The sequence below is a fragment of the Spongiactinospora gelatinilytica genome (assembly GCF_003236385.1).
Taxonomy (GTDB): Bacteria; Actinomycetota; Actinomycetes; order Streptosporangiales; family Streptosporangiaceae; genus Spongiactinospora; species Spongiactinospora gelatinilytica.
Genome location: NZ_POUA01000265.1, coordinates 1 through 10,989, shown reverse-complemented (window position 1 = coordinate 10,989; position 10,989 = coordinate 1). Strand labels below are relative to the sequence as shown.

General features: G+C 71.4%; 9 protein-coding genes, 1 tRNA gene and 1 pseudogene. 6 read left to right on the top strand and 5 right to left on the bottom strand.

Annotated features, from left to right (window positions below; all coding sequences use genetic code 11):
• Together C1I98_RS27215 and C1I98_RS27210 are read left to right on the top strand one after the other, a co-directional pair.
• A pseudogene (locus C1I98_RS27215) lies at positions 1–184 on the top strand (NUDIX hydrolase); the annotation flags it as partial.
• A gap of 65 nt (positions 185–249) precedes the next feature.
• Positions 250–336 (top strand) — tRNA-Ser (locus C1I98_RS27210).
• Between the two features lie 8 nt (positions 337–344).
• Here the strand turns inward: C1I98_RS27210 and C1I98_RS27205 are convergent.
• Complete coding sequence (locus C1I98_RS27205; protein WP_233508229.1) at positions 345–2,375, bottom strand: MinD/ParA family ATP-binding protein; 2,031 nt, start codon at positions 2,373–2,375, stop codon at positions 345–347.
• A 147-nt stretch (positions 2,376–2,522) separates the two neighbouring features.
• On the opposite strand from C1I98_RS27205, the gene C1I98_RS27200 reads away from it, so the two are divergent.
• Positions 2,523–3,479: an NAD(P)H-quinone oxidoreductase gene (locus C1I98_RS27200; protein WP_111170264.1), complete on the top strand. Its 957-nt coding sequence runs from the start codon at positions 2,523–2,525 to the stop codon at positions 3,477–3,479.
• A gap of 15 nt (positions 3,480–3,494) precedes the next feature.
• Entirely contained in the window at positions 3,495–4,022 is a 528-nt protein-coding gene (locus C1I98_RS27195) for a bacterial proteasome activator family protein (RefSeq protein ID WP_111170263.1), read from the top strand.
• A gap of 69 nt (positions 4,023–4,091) precedes the next feature.
• Here C1I98_RS27195 and C1I98_RS27190 read toward each other — a convergent pair whose 3' ends face one another.
• Entirely contained in the window at positions 4,092–4,910 is an 819-nt protein-coding gene (locus tag C1I98_RS27190) for an HAD family hydrolase (RefSeq protein ID WP_111170262.1), read from the bottom strand.
• A gap of 220 nt (positions 4,911–5,130) precedes the next feature.
• Between C1I98_RS27190 and C1I98_RS27185 the strand changes: the two genes are divergently transcribed.
• Positions 5,131–5,334: a cold-shock protein gene (locus C1I98_RS27185; RefSeq protein ID WP_111170261.1), complete on the top strand. Its 204-nt coding sequence runs from the start codon at positions 5,131–5,133 to the stop codon at positions 5,332–5,334.
• Between the two features lie 219 nt (positions 5,335–5,553).
• Here the strand turns inward: C1I98_RS27185 and serS are convergent, their stop codons facing one another.
• From serS to C1I98_RS27170, 3 genes are all read right to left on the bottom strand, one after another.
• Positions 5,554–6,819 (bottom strand): serine--tRNA ligase, encoded by a 1,266-nt coding sequence (gene serS / locus C1I98_RS27180; RefSeq protein ID WP_111170260.1) that lies wholly within the window; start codon positions 6,817–6,819, stop codon positions 5,554–5,556.
• 66 nt (positions 6,820–6,885) lie between these two features.
• Positions 6,886–7,806, bottom strand: a complete 921-nt coding sequence (gene pheA, locus C1I98_RS27175; RefSeq protein ID WP_111170259.1) for a prephenate dehydratase — start codon at positions 7,804–7,806, stop codon at positions 6,886–6,888.
• Between the two features lie 42 nt (positions 7,807–7,848).
• Positions 7,849–9,171, bottom strand: coding sequence for a glycosyltransferase 87 family protein (locus C1I98_RS27170; RefSeq protein ID WP_233508228.1), 1,323 nt, complete (start codon positions 9,169–9,171; stop codon positions 7,849–7,851).
• Between the two features lie 123 nt (positions 9,172–9,294).
• Between C1I98_RS27170 and C1I98_RS27165 the strand changes: the two genes are divergently transcribed.
• A partial coding sequence (locus C1I98_RS27165; RefSeq protein WP_111170258.1) for an alkaline phosphatase family protein occupies positions 9,295–10,989 on the top strand: 1,695 nt, incomplete at its 3' end.

Below are 10,989 nucleotides of genomic sequence, written 5' to 3'. Positions count from 1 at the left end.
CAGTCGGGGGGTCGGGGTGGTACGGGCCGAGGGCAGCGGCGACGACGCGATCGTACGTACGGTACGGGACGTCCCGGCCTGGGAGCGGGTCCTGGTCGTGACCGCGGACCGCGAGTTGCGGCGACGGGTGAGCGAACTGAACGCGGCGGTGACCGGCCCGCGCTGGCTCCTCGACCAACTCTGACGGGCCGGCAGCGCGATAAAAGGGCCGCGAGCAGGGGCGCGGCACCGCTATCGTTGGTGTCTACGGGAGGGTTCGCATAGTGGACTAGTGCAGCCGCCTTGAAAGCGGCCAGGCCAGCGATGGTCTCGTGGGTTCGAATCCCACACCCTCCGCCGATCCTTCAGTGGACCACCGTGGTGGGCACCGGGGCGAAGCCGTCGCCGACCGAGGCGGCCAGGCGTAGGTAGGCGTCACGGGTGGCCTCCTGGAGGCGGTCGAGGTCGATCTCGGCGCCCTCTTCCAGGTGCGGGTCGTACGGCACGCGTACGACCTCCCGGCAGCGGGCAGCGAAGTGGGCCTCCAGCTTGTCCAGGTCGACCGTCGACTTCGACCTCGGGCGTACGCTGCACAGCACCACGTTGGCGTTGCGCACCAGCTCCTCGTAGTGGTGGGCCTCCAGCCAGTCGAGGGTCGCCGAGGCGGCCCGTGCGCCGTCCACCGAGGGCGAGCTGACCAGTACGAGCTGGTCGGCGAGGCCGAGCACGCCCGACATGGCCGAGTGCAGCAGGCCGGTGCCGCAGTCGGTGATGCAGATGGAGTAGAAGTTCTCCAGGACCTGGGCGACGGCCTGGTAGTCGCCCGCGCTGAACGCCTCCGACACGGACGGGTCGCGGTCAGAGGCCAGAATCTCCAGCCGCGACGGGGCTTGTGAGGTGAATGCCCTGATGTCCACGTAACGCTTGATCTGGACGCGTTCGTTGAGCATGTCGCGTACGGTCGCCGACGTCTCCAGCTCGACCTTGTCGGAGAGCGTGCCGCGGTCGGGGTTGGCATCGACGGCGATCACGCGGTCGCCGCGGATCTGCGCGAGCGTCGAGCCCAGGCCGACCGTGGTGGTCGTCTTGCCGACACCGCCCTTCAGGCTCAGCACGGCGACGCGGTGGTGGCCGCTGGCGACCGGGATGCGGGCGCGGGCGATCAGCTCTCGGCGGCGGCGTACCACGGCGGGCTCGCCGGGCTTGATCCAGCCGGCGGACGCCTTGTAGACCAGTTTGCGCCAGCCGCCCGAGGGGCCGTTGCGCCGGCCGCGCAGCAGCGAGTCGGGGTCGAGGCTGTCGGCGTTGGGGCGGCCGGACACGTCGGGGACGGCGGAGGCCGGCTTACGCGCGCGCCGGGTGGAGTGCTGGGCCGGGGCCGGGCTGAACGTCGGCGCGGCCGGAGGCCGTTCCGGCTGCTGAGGGGCCGATGGTGCCGACTGCTGAGGGGCCGATGGCGCCGGCGGCGCCGGCGGTGTGGGCGGTGTGGGCGGCTGGGGCTCGGTGAGGCGGCGGCGGGCCTGGTACGGCGAGCGCTCGCCGGTCTCCGAGCCGCCGGGATCAGTGCCCGCCGGGACCTCCGGCGAAGTGCCCCCAGAGACTCCCGGTGAGGTGGGCGGAGTGAGCGACCATTCGGACGGGAGTGAGGGATTGGTGGGGTTCGTCGGGCTGGTCGAGCCGCTGGCCGGGGCCGACGGGCTCCACGAACTCCAGTGGTTCTGCTCCTGCGCCGCCGGTTCCTCTTCCGGGAGCCGCAGTGACGCCGCGGGCGAAAGGTCCTCCGCCGTCGTGGAGGGCGAGTCGGCGGGCTGGGCCGCCTCCTGCGGCTCCGGCGGCTCGAACAGGCCGCGCTCCCCTGGGCGGAACGGCGGCACCGTACCGAACGCGCTCTCGAACTCCGCCGGGGGCTTCGGCGGCACCACGTCCGGCGACGCAACCTCAGATGACTCCTCAGCCGGCACCGAGGGCGACCGCGGGGGCAACACCGAGGGCGATGTGTCAGATGGCGTTGGGGCCGGAGACGGCGGCGGCTCGGCGGCCTCCTGGCGGGGCAGCGGGCGCAGCGGCTCAAGGAACCCCTCGTCCCCCTTGCCCGCCGCCGCGCCTTCCTCGCCCCCAGAACGCTCGGGAGCGGCCGGCGGCAGCGTGAAGGCCCCGGAGACCTCGGCCGCCTGCTTCCACTCCTCGGCGGTGGAGCCGGAGGTGCGGGACAGCGCGGCCGGATCGGTCTCGTTGGCCGCCGCCAGCCAGGGATCCTTCGGATAGGGAGAGGCCACGGTGTCGTCCACGGCAGTGGCCACGACACTGGTCGGAGCCTCTTCGTTCTCCTTGATCGCATCGAGCCAGGCGAGCTGTTCTTCGAGCGAGTGGGGATCCTCACGATCGTGTCGTGCCACCGTTTTCCCCCTAGGGGCTGGGCATATCAGGTGCAGCAAACACATTGCAGATTATCGCCCCGCGTTCCAACCAACAGGGCAACCGTCAAGTTCTCGTCATCCGGCGGGCGGCCGTCCAGCGGCGGGGCCGGGCGATAGGTTGGCCACATGCGTGCCATCGTGATCTCCCGTCCCGGCGGTCCAGACGTGCTGAGCTGGGAGGAGGTGCCCGATCCGCGCCCGGGTCCCGGCGAGGTGCTGGTGGAGGTCGCCGCCTCCGCCGTCAACCGCGCCGACCTGCTCCAGCGGAAGGGCTTCTACGACCCGCCGCCCGGTGCTTCGCCGTACCCGGGCCTTGAGTGCTCCGGGATCGTCGCGGAGGTGGGTCCGGGCGTCGAGGGGTACGCGCCGGGAGACGAGGTGTCCGCGCTGCTGGCCGGCGGCGGGTACGCCGAGCGGGTGGCGGTCCCCTGGCAGCAGCTCATGCCGGTGCCCGAGGGGGTGTCGCTGACCGACGCCGCCGCGCTGCCAGAGGTGGCCTGCACGGTGTGGTCCAACGTGTTCATGACGGCGCGGCTGCGCCGCGGCGAGACCCTGCTGGTACACGGCGGGGCCAGCGGGATCGGCACGCTGGCCGTCCAGCTCGCCAAGGCGTACGGCTCGCGCGTGGTGGTCACCGCGGGCTCGGCGGAGAAGCTGGCCCGCTGCCGCGAACTCGGCGCGGACGACGGGGTCAACTACCGCACCGACGACTTCGCCAAGGCGTTCACCGCCGATGTGATCCTGGACATCATCGGCGGCAAGTACCTGAAGGACAACGTGCGGGCCCTCAACACCGGCGGACGCATCGTGGTGATCGGCCTCCAGGGCGGTACGAAGGGCGAGCTGGACCTCGGCGCGCTGCTGGCCAAGCGCGGCTCCGTCCACGCCACCACGCTGCGCTCGCGCCCGGTCGATGAGAAGGGCGCGATCGTCCGGAGCGTGGTGGACAACGTGTGGCCGCTGATCAGCGCCGGAGCGGTCCGTCCCGTGGTGGATATCACGGTCCCGCTCGCGGAGGCGGCCCGTGCGCACGAGGCGCTCGAAGAAGGCTCCCACTTCGGGAAAATCCTGCTGGTCCGGTGAGCTAGGTTGAGATTCATGAATGCTGAGGAGAGCACCCCGCACATCGTGGTCGTGGACCCTCAGGGCGTCCCGGTCAAGGATGAGAACGGCGACTCCGAGGAGCGGTCGGTCACCGAGCTGGTCGAGCAGCCGGCGAAGGTCATGCGCATCGGGAGCATGATCCGTCAGCTCCTGGAAGAGGTCCGCGCGGCCCCCCTTGACGAGGCGAGCCGCAAGCGGCTCAAGGAGATCCACCAAAGCTCCATCAAGGAGCTTGAGGACGGCCTCGCGCCCGAGTTGGTCGATGAGCTGGAACGGCTGTCGCTGCCGTTCACCCATGACGATCAGCCGCCGAGCGACGCGGAGTTGCGGGTCGCGCACGCGCAGTTGGTCGGGTGGCTGGAGGGCCTGTTCCACGGGATCCAGACCACGCTGTTCGCGCAGCAGATGGCCGCCCGCGCCCAGCTTGAGCAGATGCGCCGGGCGCTGCCCGGCGGATTCCCGCAGGGCGACGAGCATCTGCAGCAGCAGCAAGAGCACCGCGCGTCCGGCCCGTACCTATAAGCCGGTAAGCCCGCAGAAGCCGCTCAGAAGCGCTGAGCGGCCCGGGGCAGCCTTTCCGCCCTTTCCCCCTCAGGGAAGGGGCTGTACGGCGCTGTAGAGCCGTTCCAGCACCGCCGCGACGCCGTCTTCGTCGTTGGCCGCCGTCACCTGATCGACGGCGGCCAGGACCCGCGGGTGCGCGTTGGCCACCGCGTACGCCGTGCCCGCCCACGCGAGCATCGGCAGATCGTTCGGCATGTCACCGAACGCCACCGCCTCCCGCGCGGTGATGCCGTGCCGCCGGGCGAGCGCCGCCAGCGAAGTGGCCTTCGTCACACCGCGCGCGCTCATCTCGATGATGCCGTCCCCCCGGCTGGAGTGGGTGGCGGTCACCAGATGCCCCACCACGTCGTGTACGGCCGTCAGCAGGTGGTCGGGGGCCATCGTGAGGTCCTGGGCCAGCAGCTTGGCGCAGGGCCGCGCCACGAGGCCGGCATCGTCCGCCGCGGGCCCTTCCGGTGTGCGGCTGTCTCTTCCGTCGGGCCGAAATCGGGCCTCGCGCGCGAATCCACCCGCATATTCCGCGCTGAAGGCGAGTGCGGGCATCCGGTCACGTAGTGCCGCGACCGCCTCGCGCAGCACTCTGGAGGCGATCAGGTGGGACTCCACGACCGCCTCGGTGTGCAGATCGTAGACGAGTGCGCCGTTCGCACAGATCGCCAGTCCACGGTGGTGAACGGCGGCGGCCACGCCGCTCATCCAGCGTGGCGGCCTGCCGGTGACGAAGACGAGCAGCGCCCCCGCGCGCTCGACGAGTGCGAAGGCCGCGGCCGTACGCGGGGAAATGGTTCCATCGGTGCGCAGTGCGGTGCCGTCGAGGTCGGTGGCGACCAGCCGGGGTCTAGTCATAACGGGTTACAGTCTGCCCGGAACCATGCTCGGTGAGGAAACTTTGCGATGGCGGGAACACCACGGCCCTGGATGGTGTTAGATATGTTGACGTTGTATTAGCTAGATCCCGTTGTGAATACCAGCTTGACTGTCTGAGCCACCCCGGGGCTGGGCTGTACGACACACCGGGATTCACGAGGTGTGGATCCCAAGTTTCACATCCTGAGGGAGAGCTTTAATGGCTCAGGGAACCGTCAAGTGGTTCAACGCTGAGAAGGGCTTCGGCTTCATCGCCCCGGACGGCGGCGCGCCGGACGTTTTCGTCCACTACTCCGAGATCGTAGGCAACGGCTACCGCAGCCTCGAAGACGGCCAGCGGGTCGAGTTCGAGATCACGCAGGGGCAGAAGGGTCCGCAGGCGTCCCAGGTGCGCGGTATCTGACGACGTCACCGGCTTCGCCGTAAAGGGCGGGGTTCGCTCAAAGCGAACCTCGCCTTTCGCGCATCTAACGGCAAAACTTCCAGCAGACGAATCAGTGGGTTGTTCGGCCGCGGTCAGGATCGTTGAAAACCCTTCTCCGGCCATGGGATGCGGAAATGATCCCGGAGTACGGGAAGGGGCCCAGCGGGCCCGTACGGACCCACTGAGCCCCGCGCCGGGCTATTTCTTCACCGGCTCCAGCACATCGAGACCGACATGGGGGCGGAGCGCGGCCGGCACGACCACCGAGCCGTCGGCCCGCTGGTGGTTCTCCAGGATCGCGACGATCCAGCGGGTGGTGGCCAGCGTGCCGTTGAGCGTGGCGACCGGGCGGGTCTTGCCGTCCTCGCCGCGGTGGCGCACCGACAGCCGCCGGGCCTGGAACTCCGTGCAGTTGGAGGTCGAGGTGACCTCCCGGTAGCGGCCCTGGGACGGGATCCACGCCTCGCAGTCGAACTTCCGCGCCGCCGAGGTGCCGAGGTCGCCCGCCGCGACGTCGATCACCCGGTAGGGCAGCTCGACCTTGGCCAGCATCTCCTGCTCCCAGGCCAGCAGCCTGCGGTGCTCCTCCGCCGCGTCTTCGGGACGGCAGAAGGAGAACATCTCCACCTTGTCGAACTGGTGGACGCGGATGATGCCCCGGGTGTCCTTGCCGTAGGAGCCGGCCTCCCTGCGGAAGCACGAGGACCACCCCGCGTAACGCAGCGGAAGCGCGGCGGCGTCGAGGATCTCGTCGGCGTGGTAGGCCGCGAGCGGCACCTCAGAGGTGCCCACCAGGTAGAGGTCGTCTTCGGGGAGGTGGTAGATCTCCTTGTCGTGCTCGACCTGGAAGCCGGTGCCGCGCATGGCGTCGGGCTTGACCAGCACGGGCGGGATCATCGGCGTGAAGCCCGCCTCGACCGCCTGCTGCATGGCCAGGTTGAGCATGCCGAGCTGGAGGCGGGCGCCGACGCCCGTCAGGAAGAAGAACCGCGCCCCGGAGACCTTCGCGCCGCGCTCGGTGTCGATCGCGCCGAGCCGTTCGCCCAGCTCCAGGTGGTCGCGCGGCTCGAAGTCGAACGACGGCTTCGCGCCGACCTCCTCCAGCACCACGTAGTCGTCCTCGCCGCCGTGCGGGGCGGCCTCCTCGACCAGGTTGGGCACCGCGGCGGCCGCCGCGCTGAGCCGGCCGGCCAGCGCCTCGGCCTCCGCCTCGGCCGCCTTGACCTGCGTGGCCAGCTCCTTGGCCCGGCTCAGCAGCGCGTCCTTCTCCGCGCCGGACGACCTGGACACCGACTTGCCCATGGACTTCTGCTCGGCGCGCAGGCTCTCGAACGAACTGAGCGCGGAACGGTGACTCGCGTCGAGTGCGAGCAGTGAGTCGACGATCGAGTCGTCTTCGCCCCGGGCGCGCTGCGACGCCCGGAGCCGGTCCGGGTCTTCTCGGAGGGTACGCAGGTCAATCACAGTGCAAAGGCTACCGGGGAGGAAGGCCGCGCCGCGCGTGGACGCGACCCCCGCCCGAGGCGATCTTCAGAGGCGCCCTTCGCGGACGCGGGCCAGCCACTCCCCCGCCTCGGCGAACTCGGCGTCGGAGGTGCCCCGCCGGATCTGCGGCGCGATGCCGTCGGCCCGCGGGTAGCTCCCCAGGAACCGCACGTCGGCGCACACCCGGTGCAGGCCGGAGATCGCCTCGCCGACCCTGGCGTCGGCCACGTGGCCCTCGAAGTCGAAGAAGAAGAAGTAGCTGCCGATGCCGTCGCCGGTGGGCCGCGACTCGATGCGCGAGAGGTTGACCCCCCGCACGGAGAACTCGGTCAGCAGCTCCAGCAGCGCGCCCGGGTGGTCTTCGGCCAGGTAGGCGACCGTCGAGGTGCGGTCGGCCCCGGTCGGCGCGGGCAGCGGGGCGGGCCTGCCCACCATGACGAACCGGGTCACCGTGTCGTCGCGGTCGCCGATGTTGGCGGCGATCTCCAGCAGGCCGTAGTGCTCGCCCGCGATGGCCGCGCCGATGGCCGCGTCGTACGGCGAGCCGGGCAGTGCCACCTCCTGGGCGGCGGCGGCGGTGGACGCGGAGGCGACCACCACGGCGTCGGGCAGCTCACGGGCGATGAACCCGCGGCACTGCGTGTGCGCGGCCGGGTGGGTCAGCACGCGCTTGATGTGCTCGATCTCGGTGCCCGGCCGGGCGAGCAGCGAGAAGCGGACCGGGAGCAGCAGCTCGGCGGTGATGAGCAGCGGCTCGCCACGGACCAGCTCGTCGAGCGTGGAGGCGATGCCGCCTTCGAGGGAGTTTTCCAGCGGGACCACCGCGGCGTCGGCCACGCCACGCCGTACGGCTTCGAGCGCCGCCCCCACATTGGGGCAGGACAGACGCTCGGCCTCGGGCGCCAGGATCCGCAGGGCCTCCTCGCTGAAGGTGCCCTCGGGCCCCAGATAGGCGAGTTTCGACATATCACCAGGGTAGCCACTGCGCGGCGTGGTGAACCCGAATTTCTACCTGTCCGATTCATCGTTGAGCCGCGCCCGCTCATCGTCGAGCCGCGCCCGCCGCCGGGGCAGCCAGGAGCCGAGCAGCCAGACCAGGCCGAGTGCGCCCAGCCCGAAGGCGTTCTGCACGATCCTGCCGATCACCGGGCTGACCACGGGTATCTCGGCGGCCCTGATCGTGACCCCCCACCACGGGATCGGCACGACGTAGTAGAGCCACACCCCGCCCGCGACCCACAGGCGCACCCGGTCCCGGCCGTCGCCCACCAGGGCCCCCAGCATCACGACGACCCAGGCCAGGTGGTGGATCCAGGCGACCGGCGACAGCAGTACGGCCATCAGGGCGGTGAGCGCCACCGCAGTGAGCGTGTCGCCGGTGGCCAGGGCCTCGCGGGCGCGGCGGAAGCCGTACCAGCCGACCGCGGCGACCAGCGCGAGCCAGAGCCCGGTGCTGAGCGGTTCGGGCCAGTAAAGCCGCAGCAGCATGCCGCGCATGGACTGGTTGGTGGTGCCGGTGTTGGCCCCGAGCCGGTCGCTGTCCAGCAGCGCGGAGAACCAGAACTGCGCGGCGTCCTGCGGGATGACCAGGAACGGCAGGACGGTCAGCAGGCCCGCCGTGAGGACCGCCACGTACAGGGTCCGGCGTTGCTCCCTGTCGTGGTCGCGGCCCCAGCTCGTGATCAGCAGGTAGATCAGGAAGACCCCGGGCGTGAGCTTGACCGCGCTGGCGATCCCGATCAGCAGCCCGCGCGGCCACCACGGGCGGCGGGCCACGCAGTCGGCCAGGCAGAGCGCGACCAGCAGGATGTCCACCTGGCCGAAACGCACCTGGTCCCTGATCGGCATCAGGTAGGTGCAGGCGATCATCAGGGCGGCGAACAGCAGCGGCGTCGCGAGGCCGCTGAGGAGGCCGTTGCCACGGGTCAACGCACGGGTCGTCGCACGGGTCATCACACGGCGGAAGGCATGGCCGACGGTCACCGCGAGAGCCAGGAAGATCCCCACGGTCCACACCCACTGCGCCACCGGCCAGCTCAGCGCGGCCAGCGGCGTGGCCAGCAGCCCGGCGACCGGCGGGTAGGTGAACGGCAGGAGCTGAGGGGCCGGGGTGATGAAGTCGTACAGCGGACGGCCGTCCAGGATGGCCTGTCCCCCGGTACGGTACACATCGAGATCGACGAGCCGTTGGTCGTCTACGTTGAAGAGCCAGTAGCCGACCAGGGGCGCGACCGCCGCGGCCACGAGCAGTACGGCGGGCGGCCACGCCCACCACCGCCACGCGGCCTTCGTGACGGTGGGCTCGACGGAGGACACCTCGCCAGTCTTCACGACGTGGGAGGTTACCGTGGAGCCTTGAACCGGCGTGGGCGAGGCAGGGACGGCCCCCCGCCGGAGCCGGGCCGAGCACAGGTAGACCCGGACAAGCAGGCAAGCACTAAGGAGCGGCATCACATGCATCGCCCGGACGCCCGCACCGCGTACGGCTCGCTCCGCTCCCCTCGCGCCGCCGCGCTGCTGGTGGCGCTGGCCGCGCTGTTCTGCCTGGCGGCCCCCGGGGGCGCGGCCGAGGCCGCCGCGCGTCCGGCTCCGGTGCCGGTGGCCGTGATCGGAGTTCCCGGCCTGGAGTGGTCGGACATCGACCGGGCGACCACCCCCAATCTCTGGAAGCTGGCCGCCGAGGGCGCGGTGGGTTCGCTGTCCACACGTACCATCCCGCCGCCCGACCGGGCGATCACCTGCCCGGTGTCCGGCTGGCTGACGATCTCGGCGGGCCAGCGGGCGGGCGCGCCGGGGGCCGGCTGCGGGCTGCCGCCGCTGCCCGAGCCCACCGCGGACGGCGGCGCGCGGGTGCCCGGCTGGGACAACCTGCGGGCGTTCAACGACGACCAGTCCTACCGGGCGCGGATCGGGGCGCTCGGTCAGGCGCTGGCGGACATCGGGTGGAAGGTCGCGGCGATCGGCCCCGGCGCGGCCCTCGGTGCGGCCGACAAGAGCGGAAATATCGCCAAATACTCGGCCACACCGGAGGGCATCGACGACCTCACCCCCTACCGCCTGATCGTGATGGAGGCCGACGAGCTCGCCAGGGCCTGGATCGACCGGGGCGTGGACGGCAGCGGCGAGCCCATCCCGCCCACCGAGCAGGCCAGGGAGCACGCCGTGGCCACCGCCGACCGCGAGGTCGGCACGCTGCTGGCCCGGCTGCCGCCGGGCACCTCGGTCCTCGTCGCGGGCATCTCCGACATCTCCACGGCCGCCCACCTGCACGTGGCCATCGCGCACGGCCCCGCGCCGGACGGCGGGCGGTACGCCGGGCGGCTCACCGCCTCCTCCACCCGCCAGCAGGGCCTGGTCACCATCACCGACCTGACCGCCACCGCGATGTACCTGGCCGGCCTGGAACCCCCGGCCGGGGTGAGCGGCCGGCCCTGGCACGTCAACTCCCCCGGCGGCGCGACCGTGCGCGAACTCTCCGACGCCGACCTGGCCAGCCAGGTGCTGCGTACCGTCCGCACGCCCTTCTACATCGCCTTGGTCATCGTCCAGGTGCTCTTCTACCTGGCCGCCGCCATCGCCGTACGGCGGGGCAGGGGCGGCTCGCGGCTGCTGGCCGCCACGCAGGTCGTCGCCGTGGTCAGCGCGGCCGTCGCGGTGTCCAGCTTCCTGGCGCAACTGGTGCCGTGGTGGAGCACCGGCAGCGCGATGGCCGGGCTCATCGCGACCATTCTCGGGTTCGCCTTCCTGATCACCGGCCTGGCCTTCGCCGGGCCCTGGCGGCACGCGGTACTGGGGCCGCTGACGGTGGTCGCCGGGGTGACCTCGCTGGGCCTGATGCTCGACGTCGCCAACGGCTCCCAGCTCCAGATCAACGCGGTGACCGGCTACGAACCGGTCACCGGCGGGCGCTTCTACGGGTTCGGCAACATCGCGTTCGCGGTGTTCGCCACCGCCTCGATCATGCTGCTGGCCGGGCTCGCGCACCCCCTCGTCACCCGGGGCAGACGCCGTCTGGCGCTCGTGGTGTGCGGGGGGTACGGCCTGCTGGCGGTGTTCGCCGACGGATGGCCGTCGTGGGGGGCCGACTTCGGCGGGGTGCCCGCGTTCGTGATCGGCGTCGCGGTGTTCCTGACGCTGCTGTCCGGCCGC

What these genes read in the sequence shown, in the direction of transcription:
- C1I98_RS27200 (WP_111170264.1), top strand. Translation starts at nt 2,523, where the DNA reads ATGCGTGCCATCGTGATCTCCCGTCCCGGCGGTCCAGACGTGCTGAGC.
- C1I98_RS27195 (WP_111170263.1), top strand. Translation starts at nt 3,495, where the DNA reads ATGAATGCTGAGGAGAGCACCCCGCACATCGTGGTCGTGGACCCTCAG.
- C1I98_RS27190 (WP_111170262.1), bottom strand. Translation starts at nt 4,910, where the DNA reads ATGACTAGACCCCGGCTGGTCGCCACCGACCTCGACGGCACCGCACTG.
- C1I98_RS27185 (WP_111170261.1), top strand. Translation starts at nt 5,131, where the DNA reads ATGGCTCAGGGAACCGTCAAGTGGTTCAACGCTGAGAAGGGCTTCGGC.
- pheA (WP_111170259.1), bottom strand. Translation starts at nt 7,806, where the DNA reads ATGTCGAAACTCGCCTATCTGGGGCCCGAGGGCACCTTCAGCGAGGAG.